Annotated in this window: 28 protein-coding genes; all 28 read right to left on the bottom strand. The window is 45.0% G+C overall.

What is annotated here, in order from left to right; translation table 11 throughout:
• Positions 1-437: 437 nt before the first annotated feature.
• The 28 genes from rplQ to rpsJ all read right to left on the bottom strand — a co-directional run bounded on the left by rplQ (position 438) and on the right by rpsJ (position 14,066).
• Positions 438-821 carry a 50S ribosomal protein L17 gene (gene rplQ / locus Q0V26_RS16845; RefSeq protein ID WP_297485926.1) on the bottom strand — a complete coding sequence of 128 codons (384 nt, stop codon included), beginning with the start codon at positions 819-821 and terminating at the stop codon, positions 438-440.
• A 34-nt stretch (positions 822-855) separates the two neighbouring features.
• Positions 856-1,845 carry a DNA-directed RNA polymerase subunit alpha gene (rpoA, locus tag Q0V26_RS16840; RefSeq protein WP_036789646.1) on the bottom strand — a complete coding sequence of 330 codons (990 nt, stop codon included), beginning with the start codon at positions 1,843-1,845 and terminating at the stop codon, positions 856-858.
• 23 nt (positions 1,846-1,868) lie between these two features.
• Positions 1,869-2,489 carry a 30S ribosomal protein S4 gene (gene rpsD, locus Q0V26_RS16835; RefSeq protein ID WP_036789645.1) on the bottom strand — a complete coding sequence of 207 codons (621 nt, stop codon included), beginning with the start codon at positions 2,487-2,489 and terminating at the stop codon, positions 1,869-1,871.
• A gap of 32 nt (positions 2,490-2,521) precedes the next feature.
• A complete protein-coding gene (gene rpsK, locus Q0V26_RS16830; protein WP_005370963.1) occupies positions 2,522-2,911 on the bottom strand; it encodes a 30S ribosomal protein S11 in 390 nt (129 codons plus the stop codon).
• 19 nt (positions 2,912-2,930) lie between these two features.
• Positions 2,931-3,287: a 30S ribosomal protein S13 gene (rpsM, locus tag Q0V26_RS16825; protein WP_005370966.1), complete on the bottom strand. Its 357-nt coding sequence runs from the start codon at positions 3,285-3,287 to the stop codon at positions 2,931-2,933.
• Between the two features lie 145 nt (positions 3,288-3,432).
• Complete coding sequence (gene rpmJ, locus Q0V26_RS16820) at positions 3,433-3,546, bottom strand: 50S ribosomal protein L36 (RefSeq protein WP_000868186.1); 114 nt, start codon at positions 3,544-3,546, stop codon at positions 3,433-3,435.
• A 31-nt stretch (positions 3,547-3,577) separates the two neighbouring features.
• Positions 3,578-4,903 carry a preprotein translocase subunit SecY gene (secY, locus tag Q0V26_RS16815; protein ID WP_297483993.1) on the bottom strand — a complete coding sequence of 442 codons (1,326 nt, stop codon included), beginning with the start codon at positions 4,901-4,903 and terminating at the stop codon, positions 3,578-3,580.
• 22 nt (positions 4,904-4,925) lie between these two features.
• Entirely contained in the window at positions 4,926-5,360 is a 435-nt protein-coding gene (rplO, locus tag Q0V26_RS16810; protein ID WP_036789641.1) for a 50S ribosomal protein L15, read from the bottom strand.
• Between the two features lie 5 nt (positions 5,361-5,365).
• Positions 5,366-5,545 (bottom strand): 50S ribosomal protein L30, encoded by a 180-nt coding sequence (rpmD, locus tag Q0V26_RS16805; RefSeq protein ID WP_045038822.1) that lies wholly within the window; start codon positions 5,543-5,545, stop codon positions 5,366-5,368.
• Positions 5,546-5,550: 5 nt separating this feature from the next.
• Positions 5,551-6,048: a 30S ribosomal protein S5 gene (rpsE, locus tag Q0V26_RS16800; protein ID WP_036789639.1), complete on the bottom strand. Its 498-nt coding sequence runs from the start codon at positions 6,046-6,048 to the stop codon at positions 5,551-5,553.
• 12 nt (positions 6,049-6,060) lie between these two features.
• The gene (gene rplR / locus Q0V26_RS16795) at positions 6,061-6,414 is read right to left on the bottom strand and encodes a 50S ribosomal protein L18 (RefSeq protein ID WP_036789636.1); all 354 of its coding nucleotides are present in this window, start codon (positions 6,412-6,414) and stop codon (positions 6,061-6,063) included.
• Between the two features lie 9 nt (positions 6,415-6,423).
• Positions 6,424-6,957 (bottom strand): 50S ribosomal protein L6, encoded by a 534-nt coding sequence (rplF, locus tag Q0V26_RS16790; protein ID WP_061000883.1) that lies wholly within the window; start codon positions 6,955-6,957, stop codon positions 6,424-6,426.
• 12 nt (positions 6,958-6,969) lie between these two features.
• A complete protein-coding gene (rpsH, locus tag Q0V26_RS16785; RefSeq protein WP_297483987.1) occupies positions 6,970-7,362 on the bottom strand; it encodes a 30S ribosomal protein S8 in 393 nt (130 codons plus the stop codon).
• A gap of 36 nt (positions 7,363-7,398) precedes the next feature.
• Positions 7,399-7,704, bottom strand: a complete 306-nt coding sequence (gene rpsN / locus Q0V26_RS16780; RefSeq protein ID WP_005370985.1) for a 30S ribosomal protein S14 — start codon at positions 7,702-7,704, stop codon at positions 7,399-7,401.
• Positions 7,705-7,719: 15 nt separating this feature from the next.
• Positions 7,720-8,259, bottom strand: coding sequence for a 50S ribosomal protein L5 (gene rplE, locus Q0V26_RS16775; protein WP_101768032.1), 540 nt, complete (start codon positions 8,257-8,259; stop codon positions 7,720-7,722).
• A 15-nt stretch (positions 8,260-8,274) separates the two neighbouring features.
• Positions 8,275-8,586: a 50S ribosomal protein L24 gene (rplX, locus tag Q0V26_RS16770; protein WP_036789611.1), complete on the bottom strand. Its 312-nt coding sequence runs from the start codon at positions 8,584-8,586 to the stop codon at positions 8,275-8,277.
• Positions 8,587-8,598: 12 nt separating this feature from the next.
• A complete protein-coding gene (rplN, locus tag Q0V26_RS16765) occupies positions 8,599-8,970 on the bottom strand; it encodes a 50S ribosomal protein L14 (RefSeq protein WP_045032667.1) in 372 nt (123 codons plus the stop codon).
• 163 nt (positions 8,971-9,133) lie between these two features.
• On the bottom strand, positions 9,134-9,388 hold the full coding sequence (gene rpsQ, locus Q0V26_RS16760; RefSeq protein WP_061000885.1) for a 30S ribosomal protein S17: 255 nt from the start codon (positions 9,386-9,388) through the stop codon (positions 9,134-9,136).
• Positions 9,388-9,579 (bottom strand): 50S ribosomal protein L29, encoded by a 192-nt coding sequence (gene rpmC / locus Q0V26_RS16755; RefSeq protein ID WP_036789604.1) that lies wholly within the window; start codon positions 9,577-9,579, stop codon positions 9,388-9,390. Before rpmC ends, rpsQ begins: the two co-directional genes overlap by 1 nt.
• Positions 9,579-9,989 (bottom strand): 50S ribosomal protein L16, encoded by a 411-nt coding sequence (gene rplP, locus Q0V26_RS16750; RefSeq protein ID WP_297483978.1) that lies wholly within the window; start codon positions 9,987-9,989, stop codon positions 9,579-9,581. Before rplP ends, rpmC begins: the two co-directional genes overlap by 1 nt.
• An 11-nt stretch (positions 9,990-10,000) precedes the next feature.
• A complete protein-coding gene (rpsC, locus tag Q0V26_RS16745; protein WP_036789594.1) occupies positions 10,001-10,690 on the bottom strand; it encodes a 30S ribosomal protein S3 in 690 nt (229 codons plus the stop codon).
• Between the two features lie 19 nt (positions 10,691-10,709).
• Positions 10,710-11,042, bottom strand: coding sequence for a 50S ribosomal protein L22 (gene rplV / locus Q0V26_RS16740; RefSeq protein WP_005302797.1), 333 nt, complete (start codon positions 11,040-11,042; stop codon positions 10,710-10,712).
• A 10-nt stretch (positions 11,043-11,052) separates the two neighbouring features.
• Positions 11,053-11,331 carry a 30S ribosomal protein S19 gene (rpsS, locus tag Q0V26_RS16735; RefSeq protein ID WP_005302795.1) on the bottom strand — a complete coding sequence of 93 codons (279 nt, stop codon included), beginning with the start codon at positions 11,329-11,331 and terminating at the stop codon, positions 11,053-11,055.
• Between the two features lie 18 nt (positions 11,332-11,349).
• Positions 11,350-12,174 (bottom strand): 50S ribosomal protein L2, encoded by an 825-nt coding sequence (rplB, locus tag Q0V26_RS16730; protein ID WP_036789591.1) that lies wholly within the window; start codon positions 12,172-12,174, stop codon positions 11,350-11,352.
• Positions 12,175-12,192: 18 nt separating this feature from the next.
• Positions 12,193-12,495: a 50S ribosomal protein L23 gene (gene rplW, locus Q0V26_RS16725; protein ID WP_036789589.1), complete on the bottom strand. Its 303-nt coding sequence runs from the start codon at positions 12,493-12,495 to the stop codon at positions 12,193-12,195.
• The gene (gene rplD / locus Q0V26_RS16720; RefSeq protein ID WP_036789587.1) at positions 12,492-13,094 is read right to left on the bottom strand and encodes a 50S ribosomal protein L4; all 603 of its coding nucleotides are present in this window, start codon (positions 13,092-13,094) and stop codon (positions 12,492-12,494) included. Before rplD ends, rplW begins: the two co-directional genes overlap by 4 nt.
• A 16-nt stretch (positions 13,095-13,110) precedes the next feature.
• Positions 13,111-13,740 (bottom strand): 50S ribosomal protein L3, encoded by a 630-nt coding sequence (gene rplC, locus Q0V26_RS16715; RefSeq protein ID WP_036789584.1) that lies wholly within the window; start codon positions 13,738-13,740, stop codon positions 13,111-13,113.
• A 14-nt stretch (positions 13,741-13,754) separates the two neighbouring features.
• On the bottom strand, positions 13,755-14,066 hold the full coding sequence (gene rpsJ / locus Q0V26_RS16710) for a 30S ribosomal protein S10 (protein ID WP_006232338.1): 312 nt from the start codon (positions 14,064-14,066) through the stop codon (positions 13,755-13,757).
• Positions 14,067-14,573: the final 507 nt, after the last annotated feature.

Below are 14,573 nucleotides of genomic sequence, written 5' to 3'. Positions count from 1 at the left end.
TGGTCAAATTGTTAAAGAACGTACTGACTATCGATAACCGCTTACGCTGTTGTCCGTGTCAGTGAGGTCGCATTATAGGGGAATTTTTGAAGCTGACAAGTATAATTTTGAAAAATAAATTCATATGCTCAGATTGGAAGCAGATACAGGGTTAGTTGATATTTTTATAACCTATTTATTATAAATAACGACTTTAGCCCCTTATGATCAATATTGTACCTTTGGTTATATTAATCAAAATAAAGAAACCATAGCACGCTATAACATTTATAAATTGGAGTGGCTGACCCAAATCAAAACTAGCAACTTAGCAGGATTAATAATAAGGACATAAAACTAAATAGTGATAGCGGATAGAAAAATACTATACCAACAAAAGATCAAAAAAAAAGCCGAGTCCAAAGGACTCAGCTTTCTTCTTATTTAACGGCTATTGCTTATTCAGCAGTAGCTTCTTCCTTTGCAGGACGGTCAACTAACTCGATATAAGCCATAGGAGCTTTATCACCAGTACGGAAACCGCACTTCATGATACGAGTATAACCACCAGGACGCGCTGCGAAGCGTGGACCTAGTTCGTTAAATAATTTCGCAACAACTTCGTTATCACGAGTACGAGCGAATGCAAGACGACGGTTAGCAACACTGTCGGTCTTAGCTAGGGTAATCAAAGGCTCAATTACGCGACGTAGCTCTTTTGCTTTAGGCAAGGTAGTCTTAATTAATTCGTGACGTACCAGAGAGCTAGCCATGTTGCTGAACATCGCTTTACGATGACTGCTGTTGCGGTTGAGTTGACGACCACTCTTACGATGGCGCATGACCTAATCCTTCTAACTAGATATCAGTAAACTATTAATCTTCAGCGATTGATGCAGGTGGCCAATTTTCTAGGCGCATACCTAGAGATAGACCACGAGATGCCAATACATCTTTGATTTCTGTCAAAGACTTCTTACCAAGGTTTGGCGTTTTAAGAAGCTCAACCTCAGTACGCTGAACAAGATCACCGATGTAATGGATCGCTTCTGCTTTCAGACAGTTAGCAGAGCGAACAGTTAGTTCAAGATCGTCTACAGGACGCAGTAGGATCGGATCGAACTCCGGCTTCTCTTCTTTCTCTTCAGGAACTCGTACATCGCGAAGATCTACAAATGCATCCAATTGTTCAGCAAGAATTGTTGCTGCACGGCGGATAGCTTCCTCAGGATCAAGTGTACCGTTAGTCTCCATATCGATTACAAGCTTGTCTAGGTCAGTACGTTGTTCTACACGTGCTGCCTCTACCGCGTAAGCGATACGGTCCACTGGGCTGTAAGTAGCATCTACTAACAAACGACCAATTGGACGCTCATCTTCTTCAGTGTGAATACGAGCTGATGCTGGTACGTAGCCACGACCACGTTCTACCTTGATTCGCATGCTTAATTCAGCATTGTCATCAGTTAAATGGCAGATTACGTGTTCTGGGTTCGCAATCTCAACATCACCATCATGGGTGATGTCACCTGCAACAACAGGGCCTGCACCAGATTTGTTCAGAGTAAGAATAACTTCATCTTTACCCTCAACCTTAACGGCTAGACCTTTAAGGTTAAGAAGAATTTCAAGGATATCCTCCTGAACGCCTTCTTTGGTGCTGTACTCATGTAACACACCGTCGATTTCAACTTCTGTTACAGCACAACCTGGCATAGAAGATAATAAAATACGACGAAGAGCGTTTCCTAGAGTGTGGCCGAAACCACGCTCCAACGGCTCTAGAGTTACTTTTGCGTGCGTAGAGCTGACTTGTTCGATGTCAACTAGACGCGGCTTAAGAAATTCTGTTACAGAACCCTGCATTGTGTCCTCTCTTAACTGTAGCCTTACTTAGAGTAAAGCTCGACGATCAGGTGTTCGTTGATGTCGGCAGACAAATCAGAACGTTCTGGAAGACGTTTAAACGTACCTTCCAACTTACTGCTGTCTACTTCGACCCAAGTCGGTAGTTCACGCTGTGTAGCAACTTCAAGAGCTGCTTTAATGCGTGCTTGGTTCTTAGCTTTCTCACGAATGCTAACAACGTCGTTTGCCGCTACCTTGAAAGAAGGAACGTTTACGACTTGACCATTAACTAGAATCGCTTTGTGGCTTACCAATTGACGAGATTCAGCGCGAGTTGCACCAAAGCCCATACGGTAAACTACGTTATCTAAACGACCTTCAAGAAGCTGAAGCAAGTTTTCACCTGTGTTACCCTTGATGCGGGCAGCTGTCTTGTAGTAGTTACGGAATTGTTTTTCTAGTACGCCATATGTACGACGAACTTTCTGCTTCTCACGAAGCTGAACGCCGTAATCAGATAGACGACCGCGACGAGCACCATGTTGGCCCGGAGCGTTATCAATCTTACACTTGGTATCAATCGCACGTACACCAGACTTAAGGAATAAGTCAGTGCCTTCGCGACGGCTAAGCTTTAGCTTAGGACCCAAATATCTTGCCATTTTTCTTTCTCCAATTTCCTAGAAACTAAACGTTATACGCGACGTTTCTTAGGTGGACGACAACCGTTATGAGGGATCGGAGTCGCATCAACAATGTTAGTGATACGGAAACCCGCTGCGTTTAGAGCGCGGATTGTAGACTCACGACCAGGACCAGGGCCCTTAACCATAACTTCTAGGTTCTTAACGCCATATTCTTTGGCCATTTCACCACAACGCTCAGCAGCAACCTGTGCAGCGAACGGAGTAGATTTACGAGAACCACGGAAACCTGAACCACCTGCAGTTGCCCATGAAAGAGCATTACCTTGACGGTCAGTAATGGTTACGATTGTGTTGTTGAAAGAAGCATGGATGTGCGCAACGCCATCGGCTACTTGCTTGCGTACGCGCTTACGAGCGCGAGTTGGTTGTTTTGCCATTGTACTCTACCTTATCCGACTATTTTTTGATCGGCTTGCGCGGACCCTTACGGGTACGTGCGTTGGTTTTAGTACGCTGTCCACGTAGAGGTAGACTGCGACGGTGACGAAGACCACGGTAACAACCAAGGTCCATAAGACGCTTGATGTTCATGGAAATTTCACGACGAAGATCACCTTCTACAGTGTATTTAGCTACACCATCACGCAGTAGATCGATCTGTTCTTCAGTTAGTTCACTGATCTTAACATCTTCAGCAATACCCGTTTCAGCTAAAATAGCTTGAGAACGAGTCTTACCGATGCCGTAAATCGCAGTTAATGCGATTACAGCGTGTTTCTGATCAGGAATGTTAATGCCTGCAATACGGGCCACTATTCACTCCTAGTACTTTACAAGAATAACCGCTGCAGAGCCCGTTCAGGATACGCAGCGGTGGTACAATTCTTTTGCACATAACAAAAGATGGTTGACTAATTTAGCCAACCTATCTTCAATTTGCAAGAAATATTTCTGCTAATTAGCCTTGGCGTTGTTTATGCTTTGGCTCACTGCAAATCACACGCACAACACCGTTGCGCTTGATAACTTTACAGTTACGGCAGATTTTCTTAACGGAAGCACGAACTTTCATTGCTAAACTCCGTAAATATGGAAAACTAAACTTAGCGGCCGTAGCCTTTCAGATTAGCTTTTTTCAATACTGACTCATACTGTTGAGACATCAAATGTGTCTGAACTTGAGCCATGAAATCCATGATAACAACAACTACGATTAGTAAGGAAGTACCACCAAAATAAAAGCGGACATTCCATGCAATCATCATGAACTCGGGGATCAGACAGATAAAGGTGATATACAACGCACCCGCTAGGGTTAGTCGAGTCATTACTTTATCAATGTACATTGCGGTCTGTTCACCCGGGCGAATACCAGGTATGAATGCTCCAGACTTCTTCAAGTTATCTGCTGTCTCGCGAGGGTTAAACACCAACGCGGTATAGAAGAAACAGAAGAATATAATTGCAGCAGCGTAGAGCATTACATAAAGTGGCTGCCCTGGACTAAGTGCAAGTGAAATATCACTTAACCAGCCAAGACCTTCACTTTGTCCAAACCACTGAGCCAGTGTGCCTGGAAACAGAATAATACTCGATGCGAAAATTGCTGGGATTACACCTGCCATGTTGATTTTCAACGGTAGGTGTGTGCTCTGCGCTGCGAAGACACGACGGCCTTGTTGACGCTTAGCGTAGTTAACGACGATACGACGTTGACCACGTTCCATGAACACTACAAAGTAAATCACAGCAAAAGATATAACCGCAATTAATAGTAGAAGAAGTACGTGCAATTCACCTTGACGCGCTTGCTCTACGGTCTGTCCAATAGCTGGCGGCAAACCTGCAACAATACCAGTGAAAATAATCACAGATATACCGTTACCAATGCCACGCTCGGTAACTTGCTCACCTAACCACATTAAAAACATGGTACCAGTAACCAAACTAACCACAGCAACAAAATAGAAACTAGGACCTGGATTATGTACCAGGCCTGGAATCATACTTGGTAACCCCGTAGCAATACCAATTGCTTGGAAGGTTGCCAATACAAGCGTACCGTATCGGGTGTACTGACTAATCTTACGACGGCCAGATTCACCTTCTTTCTTCAACTCAGCCAAGGCTGGATGAACTACTGTTAGCAACTGGACAATAATGGACGCAGAAATATACGGCATAATGCCCAGAGCTAAAATAGAAGCACGCGAGAGTGCACCACCAGAGAACATGTTAAACATCTCAATGATAGTACCCTTTTGCTGCTCGAACAGACTGGCAAGTACAGCAGCGTCAATACCAGGAATAGGCACAAAGGATCCAGCTCGGAATATTAATATCGCACCTAATACAAAGAGAAGGCGTGACTTAAGCTCTGCTAGGCCACCTTGTCCGCTACGAAAATCTTGTCCTGGTTGTTTAGCCATCTGTACCTCATCCTCGAGTTAATTATTCCTCGATTTTACCGCCTGCAGCTTCAATAGCAGCTAAAGCGCCTTTAGTAACGCGTAGGCCTTTCACTGTTACTGAACGAGCGATATCACCAGAAAGTACAACTTTCACGAACTTAATGTCCTTAGTGATAACATTCGCAGCTTTTAGTGTTTCAAGACTTACAACATCACCTTCAACTTTCGCTAGCTCAGCTAGACGAACTTCAGCAGTTACTAGGCTCTTACGAGACGTAAAACCGAACTTTGGTAGACGCTGTTTCAAAGGCATTTGACCGCCTTCAAAACCTGGGCGAACAGAACCACCTGAACGTGATTTCTGACCTTTAACACCACGGCCACAAGTTTTACCTAGACCCGAACCGATACCACGACCTACGCGCTTCGCAGAAGGCTTAGATCCAGCGGCCGGTGATAGAGTATTCAAACGCATAGTGATTACTCCTCAACTTTAACCATATAGTGAACTTTATTGATCATGCCGCGTACGCAAGCAGTATCTTCAAGTTCAACAGTATGGTTGATGCGACGAAGGCCTAGGCCACGCAAAGTAGCTCTGTGTTTCGGTAAACGACCGATAGAACTCTTTGTTTGGGTTACTTTAATAGTCTTAGCCATGTCGATTACTCCAGAATTTCTTTAACAGAAAGACCACGTTTTGCAGCGATCATTTCTGGAGAGTTCATTCCACTTAGACCCAAAATTGTTGCGCGAACAACGTTAATTGGATTAGTAGAACCGTATGTTTTAGCTAGTACGTTACGGATACCCGCAACTTCTAGCACTGCACGCATTGCGCCACCGGCGATGATACCAGTACCTTCTGATGCAGGCTGCATGTACACTTGAGAACCAGTGTGACGGCCTTTAACAGCGTGGTGAAGAGTACCTTCGTTGATTGCGATCGTAACCATGTTACGACGTGCTTTTTCCATCGCTTTCTGGATTGCAGCAGGCACTTCACGTGCTTTACCGTAACCAAAACCGATGCGACCGTTACCGTCACCAACTACTGTTAGTGCAGTAAAGCTGAAAATACGACCACCTTTAACCGTTTTTGAAACACGGTTAACAGCGATCAGTTTTTCATTCAAATCTGATTGTGTCTTTTCGTTAGCCATCTTCCGCCTACCTTAGAATTTCAGACCAGCTTCACGAGCAGCTTCTGCTAGTGTCGCGATACGGCCGTGGTATTGGAAACCAGAGCGATCAAATGCAACGTTAGAGATGCCTTTTTCAATCGCGCGCTCAGCAATAGTTTTACCTACAACTGCAGCAGCGTCTTTGTTTCCGGTACTCTTAACTTGCTCACGGATCGCTTTTTCTAAAGTAGAAGCGGCTGCGATAACCTCAGAGCCGTTCGGTGCGATTACCTGAGCGTACACGTGACGTGGAGTACGGTGTACAACTAGGCGAGTTGCGCCCAGTTCAGCAATCTTACGACGTGCTCGGGTCGCACGACGGATACGAGATGCTTTCTTATCCATAGTGTTACCTTACTTCTTCTTAGCTTCTTTAGTACGCACAACTTCGTCGGCGTAACGAACACCTTTACCTTTATAAGGTTCAGGGCTACGGTAAGCGCGAATATCAGCAGCTACCTGACCAACCAACTGCTTATCAGTACCTGTAAGTACGATTTCAGTTTGTGATGGACATTCAGCTTTGATACCTGCTGGAAGTTCGTGCTCAACTGGATGAGAGAAACCTAGAGTTAAGCCTACAGCGTTGCCTTTAATAGCAGCACGGTAACCTACACCCTTAAGAGTCAGCTTCTTAGTGAAGCCTTCGGTAACACCAACAACCATGTTGTTAACTAGTGCACGAGCAGTACCTGCTTGTGCCCAAGCTTTATCGAACCCTTCACGAGGACCGAAAGTAACTTTGTTCTCTTCCAAAGTTAGAACTACTGCTGGGTTCATCATGCGAACTAATTCGCCTTTAGAACCTTTAACAGTAATTTCCTGACCGTTAAGCTTAACTTCTACGCCGGCAGGGAAAACTACTGGTGCTTTTGCAACACGAGACATGTTCTACTCCTATTATGCTACGTAGCAGATAATCTCACCGCCAAGACCCGCTTTGCGTGCAGCGCGGTCGGTCATAAGACCCTTGGAAGTGGAAACGATAGCAATACCAAGGCCACCCATCACTGATGGTAGCGCACCTTTTTTCTTGTAGATGCGTAGACCAGGACGTGAAACACGTTGGATTTGCTCAATAACTGGATTAGCTTCGAAGTACTTAAGAGTAACTTCTAGCTCTGGCTTAACATCACCTGTTACAGCGTAGCCAGCCACGAAACCTTCTTCTTGTAATAATGCTGCAATTGCAACTTTAAGCTTAGAAGATGGCATTTTTACAGCAACTTTTTTCGCTGCCTGACCGTTACGAAGACGGGTCAGCATATCCGAAATCGGATCTTGCATGCTCATAAGTTAATACTCCGTGATTCTGAATTGCTTACTGGATTACCAGCTTGCTTTACGTAGACCCGGAATCTCGCCTTTCATGCAAGCTTCACGAACCTTGATACGGCTAAGACCGAACTTACGTAGGTAGCCGTGTGGACGTCCAGTCTGGTTACAGCGATTACGCTGACGAGACTTCGCAGAATCACGTGGTAGTGACTGAAGTTTAAGCACTGCATTCCAGCGATCTTCTTCAGACGCATTCACGTCGCTAATTAGAGCTTTTAGCGCAGCACGCTTTTCAGCGAACTTAGCTACTAGCTTGGCACGTTTAGCTTCACGTGCCTTCATTGATTCTTTAGCCATTAGTAACCCTTACTTTTACTTACGGAATGGGAAGTTAAAAGCAGACAGTAGAGCTAGAGCTTCTTCATCAGATTTAGCAGAAGTTGTGATTGTGATATCTAAACCACGTACACGATCTACTTTATCGAAATCGATTTCTGGGAAGATGATCTGCTCACGAACGCCCATGCTATAGTTACCACGACCATCGAATGATTTCGGGTTTAAACCACGGAAATCTCGAATACGAGGTACAGCAATTGAAATTAGACGCTCGAAAAAGTCCCACATACGCTCGCCACGTAAGGTTACTTTACAGCCAATAGGGTAGCCCTCACGGATCTTAAAGCCTGCAACTGACTTTCGTGCTACTGTGATTAGCGGCTTCTGACCTGCAATTGCAGTCATGTCAGCAGCAGCGTTTTCTAGCAGCTTCTTGTCGTTGATAGCTTCGCCCACACCCATATTAAGTGTGATCTTTTCGATCCTTGGGACTTGCATGATACTCTTGTATTCGAACTTGCTAGCAAGGTCTTTTACAACAGTCTCTTTGTAGTAATCATGCAGTTTCGCCATAGTACTACTCCAAACTTACTTGATAGTTTCGCCAGTCGATTTAAAGAAACGAACTTTTTTGTCGTCTTCAAATCGGAAGCCTACACGGTCCGCTTTACCTTGACCGTTAACGATAGCAACATTAGACGCATCGATCGCAGCTTCCTGCTCAACGATACCGCCTTGAACACCCATTGCCGGAACCGGCTTCTGGTGTTTCTTAACCATGTTAATACCTTCAACGATAACTTTACCGGTTGCTAGAACCTTAGTTACTTTACCAGTCTTGCCTTTATCTTTACCAGCAAGAATGATAACTTCGTCGTTACGACGGATTTTAGCTGCCATTATAGTCGCTCCTTAAAGTACTTCTGGCGCTAGTGATACAATCTTCATGAATTTCGTATTACGAAGTTCACGAGTCACAGGGCCAAAGATACGGGTACCGATAGGTTGCTCAGTGTTGTCGTTCAACAATACGCAAGCATTACGGTCAAAGCGAATGACAGAGCCATCTTGACGACGAACGCCTTTACGGGTGCGTACAACCACCGCTTTCAGTACATCACCTTTCTTAACTTTACCGCGTGGAATTGCTTCCTTTACAGTAATCTTGATGATGTCACCGATATGTGCATAGCGACGGTGAGAACCACCCAGAACCTTAATACACATTACGCTACGTGCGCCGGAGTTATCCGCAGCATCAAGCATACTTTGCATTTGGATCATGTTAGTGCTCCGCTAATTTAAAACATCTAGACCCAAATCGAGTCGATATGCCTTTTCTTCAAAGGCGGCGAATAATAACACCATTTTCGACCGATGGGTAGATAAAAAAATGAACGGCCCTAAGTTTTTCAGGGCCGCTTACTTAAGTAGTTGTTAGTACGTATTAAATACGTGCTTTCTCAACTACGCGTACCAAAGTCCAAGACTTAGTCTTTGACATTGGACGGCACTCGCGAACTTCAACCATGTCGCCTAGGCCACATTCGTTGTTTTCATCGTGTGCATGAAGCTTAGTCGTGCGTGTGATGTACTTACCGTAGATCGGGTGCTTCACTTTACGCTCGATAGCAACAACAATAGACTTATCGCCTTTGTCGCTAACTACACGACCAAGCTGAGTACGGATTTGATCGCTCATTATGCGCCAGCCTTCTCAGTCAGTACAGTTTTAACACGTGCGATATCACGACGTACAGTTTTAAGATTGTGAGTCTGCTGTAGTTGACCAGTTGCAGCTTGCATACGCAAGTTAAACTGTTCACGAAGCAAATTCACAAGCTCTGCATTAAGCTCTTCAACGCTTTTAGCGCGTAGATCTAGTGCATTCATCACATCACCGCCTTAATTACGAATGTTGTCTTGATTGGTAGCTTACGTGCAGCAAGATTAAATGCTTCACGAGCTAATGCTTCAGGAACACCACCCATTTCGTATAGAACTTTACCTGGTTGAATCTGTGCAACCCAGTACTCCACACTACCTTTACCTTTACCTTGACGAACTTCAAGAGGCTTAGATGTGATTGGTTTGTCTGGGAATACACGAATCCAGATTTGGCCCTGACGTTTTACATGACGAGTCATAGCACGACGTGCAGCTTCGATCTGACGAGCAGTTAGACGACCACGGCCGACTGCTTTAAGACCAAATGTACCAAAGCTTACATCAGTACCGTTCGCTAAACCGCGGTTACGGCCTTTAAAGGCCTTGCGGAATTTAGTGCGTTTAGGTTGCAGCATCAATAAACTCCTTATTTACGGCTTTTGCGCTGCTTCTTAGGCTTGTCAGCCTTTGGCTCTTCAACCGGCATGCCGCCTAGAACTTCACCTTTGAAGATCCAAACTTTAACGCCGATAACACCGTATTGGGTGTGAGCCGAAGAAGTTGCGTAGTCAATGTCAGCACGAAGAGTATGTAGAGGCACACGGCCTTCACGGTACCACTCAGTACGTGCAATTTCAGCACCGCCTAGACGGCCGCTTACTTCAACTTTGATACCTTTAGCGCCAAGACGCATAGCGTTTTGAACTGCACGCTTCATCGCGCGACGGAACATTACACGACGCTCTAGTTGAGACGAAATGCTGTCTGCTACTAGTTGACCATCTAGTTCTGGTTTACGTACTTCAGCGATGTTGATCTGAGCTGGAACGCCCGCGATCTTCGCTACTGCTGCACGTAGTTTCTCTACGTCTTCGCCTTTCTTACCGATTACTACGCCTGGACGAGCAGTGTGAATAGTCACACGGATGCTCTTCGCAGGACGCTCGATAACGATGCGTGATAGAGATGCTTTTGCTAGTTCCTTAGTAAGGAACTGGCGTACCTTGAAATCGCCGTCTAGGTTGTCAGCGAATTCTTGGCTGTTAGCAAACCAAGTGGTATTCCAAGGCTTACAGATGCCTAAACGAATACCATTAGGATGTACTTTCTGACCCATTGCTTTCTCTCCTAGTCTCTTAGCGGTCTGCTACAACAACAGTGATGTGGCTAGAACGCTTCAAGATGCGATCGGCACGGCCTTTAGCACGAGGCATAATACGCTTCATGGTAGGGCCTTCGTCAACGAAGATTTTAGCAACATTAAGATCATCAATGTCTGCGCCTTCGTTGTGTTCTGCGTTAGCGATAGCTGACTCTAGAACTTTCTTGATTAAATCAGCAGCTTTTTTGTTGCTGAAATTAAGAATTTCTAGAGCTTGAGCAACTGGCTTACCGCGCAGTTGATCTGCAACCAAACGAGCTTTTTGCGGCGAAATGCGAGCAAAGCGATGTTTAGCGATAGCTTCCATTACCTACTCCTTAGCGCTTTTTAGCTTTCTTATCCGCAGCATGACCGCGGTAAGTACGTGTTGGTGCAAATTCGCCTAGCTTGTGACCGATCATTTCTTCAGAAACGAAAACAGGAACGTGCTGACGACCATTATGGACAGCGATGGTCAAACCGATCATCTGAGGGATGATCATTGAGCGACGGGACCAAGTCTTAACAGGCTTTTTGTCTCCGCTTTCCAACGCTTTCTCTACCTTCTTCAGCAAGTGTAGGTCAATGAATGGACCTTTCTTGAGAGAACGTGGCATGGCGTATCCTCTTTATAATTACTTATTACGACGACGTACGATGTACTTGTCGGTGCGCTTGTTGCTACGAGTCTTATAACCCTTAGTTGGAACGCCCCAAGGTGTTACTGGATGACGACCGCCTGATGTACGACCTTCACCACCACCATGTGGGTGATCCACTGGGTTCATTACAACACCACGTACAGTTGGACGAACACCGCGCCAGCGTGAAGCACCAGCTTTACCTAGCTCACGTAGCATGTGTTCTGCGTTACCAACTTCACCTAGAGTCGCACGACCGTCAGCAAGAACTTTACGCATTTCACCAGAACGTAGACGTAGAGTCACATAAGTGCCTGCACGTGCAATGATCTGAGCGTATGCACCAGCTGAACGAGCCAGCTGTGCACCTTTACCAGGCTTAAGTTCAACACAGTGTACTGTTGAACCTACTGGGATGTTGCGCATTGGTAAAGTATTACCAACTTTGATAGCAGCATCTTCGCCAGACTGGATCATATCACCAGCTTGGATACCTTTAGGTGCGATAATGTAGCGGCGCTCACCGTCTGCGTACAGAACTAGAGCAATGTTTGCGCTACGGTTTGGATCGTATTCTAGACGCTCAACTTTCGCTGGGATGCCATCTTTAGTACGTTTAAAGTCAATTAGACGGTAGTGTTGTTTGTTACCACCACCGATATGACGTACTGTGATACGACCGTTATTGTTACGACCACCTGACTTAGAGTTTTTCTCTAGTAGTGGTGCGTACGGCTTACCCTTATGCAGGTCAGAGTTAACCACTTTTACTACGTGGCGACGACCTGGGGAAGTCGGCTTACATTTTACAATAGCCATTCTTCTTTGCTCCTAGCCTTACTCTGCACTACCAGCGAAGTCGATGTCTTGACCTTCTTTCAAGATAACATACGCTTTCTTCACGTCTGAACGACGGCCTTGGCGCATACCTTGACGTTTGGTCTTACCCTTAGTGATAAGAGTATTTACAGACTTAACTTCAACCTCAAACAGTTTTTCAACTGCTGCTTTGATCTCTCTCTTTGTCGCAGTAATAGCAACTTTAAACACGATAGTATTCGCGTTTTCAGCAGCCATTGATGCTTTTTCAGAGATGTGCGGAGCACGTAGAACTTTTAAAATACGCTCTTCAGTGATCATGCTAACATCTCCTCGATTGCTTTAACTGCTGCTGCAGTCATTACAATTTTATCGAAAGCGATCAAGCTAACTGGATCGATTGCCGCTGCGTCACGTACGTCTACTTTATATAGGTTACGTGCTGCAAGGAATAGATTCTCATCTAGTTCGCCAGTTACGATTAGTGCATCAGTTAGCTCAAGCTCTTTAAGCTTAGCAACTAGTGCTTTTGTCTTTGGTGCTTCTAGAGTGAAGTTTTCAACAACGATTAAACGCTCTTGACGAACTAACTCAGAAAGAATGCTCTTCATAGCACCGCGGTACATTTTCTTGTTTACTTTTTGGCTGTGATCCTGAGGACGAGCAGCGAAAGTAACACCACCAGAACGCCATAGCGGACTGCGGATTGTACCTGCACGAGCGCGACCAGTACCTTTCTGGCGCCATGGCTTAGCGCCACCACCAGAAACGTCTGAACGAGTCTTCTGAGCACGTGTACCCTGACGAGCACCTGCTGCAAATGCAACAACTACTTGATGTACAAGCGCTTCATTGAAATCACGCCCAAAAGTAGTTTCGGAGACAGTTAGCGCGTTAGCGCCTTTGACTACCAATTCCATTACTAACTCCTCGACGTTACGCTTTAACAGCTGGTTTAACGATCACGTTGCCGCCTGTAGCACCAGGGACTGCACCTTTAATAAGAAGCAGATTGCGCTCAGCGTCAACACGTACGATCTCTAGGTTTTGAGTCGTTACACGCTCAGCACCCATATGACCAGCCATTTTCTTGCCTTTAAATACACGACCTGGAGTTTGACATTGGCCAATTGAACCCGGAGCGCGGTGAGACAAGGAGTTACCATGGGTCATATCTTGAGTACGGAAGTTCCAGCGCTTAATAGCACCTTGGAAACCCTTACCTTTAGATGTACCAGTAACGTCTACTTTTTTAATTTCATTAAAGATTTCAACACTTAGCTCAGCGCCAACTGCGAATTCTTCATTATTTTCTAGACGGAATTCCCAAAGACCGCGACCAGCTTCTACACCTGCTTTCGCAAAGTGACCAGCTTCTGGCTTAGATACGCGGCTAGCTTTCTTAGTTCCAGCTGTTACTTGAATAGCGTTGTAACCGTCAGTTTCTACAGATTTAACCTGAGTAACGCGGTTGTTTTCAACTTCAACAACAGTAACTGGAATAGAAATGCCATCTTCGGTAAAGATGCGGGTCATGCCCACTTTACGACCGATTAGACCAATCATTCTCTTATCTCCCCTTAACCTAGGCTGATCTGTACGTCAACGCCAGCAGCTAGATCTAGACGCATCAGAGCATCAACAGTTTTGTCTGTAGGCTCAACGATGTCGATAAGGCGCTTGTGAGTACGAATTTCGTACTGGTCACGTGCGTCCTTATTAACGTGAGGAGAAGTAAGAACAGTAAAACGTTCTTTGCGAGTAGGAAGAGGGATTGGACCCTTAACCTGTGCGCCAGTACGTTTAGCTGTTTCAACGATTTCCGCAGTTGACTGATCGATCAAACGGTGATCGAACGCCTTTAGACGGATACGAATACGTTGGTTCTGCATTAGACAGAGCTCCAAATAAAAATTACACAAACAATATCGCCACTCACGTTCGTAAAGACGAGGAATGTCGATTGATTTATGTGAACGTAGCATCCCTATCGGATGCATTGTCAGCCAATTTAATGACTGCGAACATAAGTCAGAGTATTCATTATGAAACACACCCGGCATAACCTGCGGTACGTTTCTCCTCAATGCTTATTGGTTCACAACAGCGCTTACAAGACTTAGTCTCAGGCAGTGTCGAGCATTATACAGATCACATTTTTGAAAGCAAGTCTTGATCGATAAATAAACAATCATCTAATCATTAATTTTCATTATCAATAACTTACACTCAGTTCATACCGTTATTTAGGTACAAATTATTACTGCTAACATTCTAGGCATAAAAAAAGGAAGCCGAAGCTTCCTTTTTATTGAGTACTTAGTGGTGCACTAATTGCTATTAAGCAACGATAGTTGCAACAACACCAGCACCAACTGTACGACCACCTTCACGGATAG

The organism is uncultured Photobacterium sp. (assembly GCF_947039875.1).
Lineage (GTDB): Bacteria > Pseudomonadota > Gammaproteobacteria > Enterobacterales > Vibrionaceae > Photobacterium.
This window is presented reverse-complemented; position numbering and strand designations above follow the sequence as displayed.

Excerpts from the sequence above, each read along its gene's own strand:
- rpsN (WP_005370985.1), bottom strand. The coding sequence starts at position 7,704 with ATGGCTAAAGAATCAATGAAGGCACGTGAAGCTAAACGTGCCAAGCTA.
- rplD (WP_036789587.1), bottom strand. The coding sequence starts at position 13,094 with ATGGAATTGGTAGTCAAAGGCGCTAACGCGCTAACTGTCTCCGAAACT.
- rpsH (WP_297483987.1), bottom strand. The coding sequence starts at position 7,362 with ATGAGCATGCAAGATCCGATTTCGGATATGCTGACCCGTCTTCGTAAC.
- rplW (WP_036789589.1), bottom strand. The coding sequence starts at position 12,495 with ATGATCACTGAAGAGCGTATTTTAAAAGTTCTACGTGCTCCGCACATC.
- rplX (WP_036789611.1), bottom strand. The coding sequence starts at position 8,586 with ATGGCAGCTAAAATCCGTCGTAACGACGAAGTTATCATTCTTGCTGGT.
- rpmC (WP_036789604.1), bottom strand. The coding sequence starts at position 9,579 with ATGAATGCACTAGATCTACGCGCTAAAAGCGTTGAAGAGCTTAATGCA.
- rpsD (WP_036789645.1), bottom strand. The coding sequence starts at position 2,489 with ATGGCAAGATATTTGGGTCCTAAGCTAAAGCTTAGCCGTCGCGAAGGC.
- rpsJ (WP_006232338.1), bottom strand. The coding sequence starts at position 14,066 with ATGCAGAACCAACGTATTCGTATCCGTCTAAAGGCGTTCGATCACCGT.
- rplV (WP_005302797.1), bottom strand. The coding sequence starts at position 11,042 with ATGGAAGCTATCGCTAAACATCGCTTTGCTCGCATTTCGCCGCAAAAA.
- rpsQ (WP_061000885.1), bottom strand. The coding sequence starts at position 9,388 with ATGAGCGATCAAATCCGTACTCAGCTTGGTCGTGTAGTTAGCGACAAA.
- rpmD (WP_045038822.1), bottom strand. The coding sequence starts at position 5,545 with ATGGCTAAGACTATTAAAGTAACCCAAACAAAGAGTTCTATCGGTCGT.
- rpmJ (WP_000868186.1), bottom strand. The coding sequence starts at position 3,546 with ATGAAAGTTCGTGCTTCCGTTAAGAAAATCTGCCGTAACTGTAAAGTT.
- rplE (WP_101768032.1), bottom strand. The coding sequence starts at position 8,259 with ATGGCGAAACTGCATGATTACTACAAAGAGACTGTTGTAAAAGACCTT.
- rpoA (WP_036789646.1), bottom strand. The coding sequence starts at position 1,845 with ATGCAGGGTTCTGTAACAGAATTTCTTAAGCCGCGTCTAGTTGACATC.
- secY (WP_297483993.1), bottom strand. The coding sequence starts at position 4,903 with ATGGCTAAACAACCAGGACAAGATTTTCGTAGCGGACAAGGTGGCCTA.
- rpsK (WP_005370963.1), bottom strand. The coding sequence starts at position 2,911 with ATGGCAAAACAACCAACTCGCGCTCGTAAGCGCGTACGCAAGCAAGTA.
- rplO (WP_036789641.1), bottom strand. The coding sequence starts at position 5,360 with ATGCGTTTGAATACTCTATCACCGGCCGCTGGATCTAAGCCTTCTGCG.
- rplR (WP_036789636.1), bottom strand. The coding sequence starts at position 6,414 with ATGGATAAGAAAGCATCTCGTATCCGTCGTGCGACCCGAGCACGTCGT.
- rpsS (WP_005302795.1), bottom strand. The coding sequence starts at position 11,331 with ATGCCACGTTCTCTCAAGAAAGGTCCATTCATTGACCTACACTTGCTG.
- rpsE (WP_036789639.1), bottom strand. The coding sequence starts at position 6,048 with ATGGCTAACGAAAAGACACAATCAGATTTGAATGAAAAACTGATCGCT.
- rpsC (WP_036789594.1), bottom strand. The coding sequence starts at position 10,690 with ATGGGTCAGAAAGTACATCCTAATGGTATTCGTTTAGGCATCTGTAAG.
- rplB (WP_036789591.1), bottom strand. The coding sequence starts at position 12,174 with ATGGCTATTGTAAAATGTAAGCCGACTTCCCCAGGTCGTCGCCACGTA.
- rplP (WP_297483978.1), bottom strand. The coding sequence starts at position 9,989 with ATGCTGCAACCTAAACGCACTAAATTCCGCAAGGCCTTTAAAGGCCGT.
- rplF (WP_061000883.1), bottom strand. The coding sequence starts at position 6,957 with ATGTCTCGTGTTGCAAAAGCACCAGTAGTTTTCCCTGCCGGCGTAGAA.
- rplQ (WP_297485926.1), bottom strand. The coding sequence starts at position 821 with ATGCGCCATCGTAAGAGTGGTCGTCAACTCAACCGCAACAGCAGTCAT.
- rplN (WP_045032667.1), bottom strand. The coding sequence starts at position 8,970 with ATGATCCAAATGCAAAGTATGCTTGATGCTGCGGATAACTCCGGCGCA.
- rplC (WP_036789584.1), bottom strand. The coding sequence starts at position 13,740 with ATGATTGGTCTAATCGGTCGTAAAGTGGGCATGACCCGCATCTTTACC.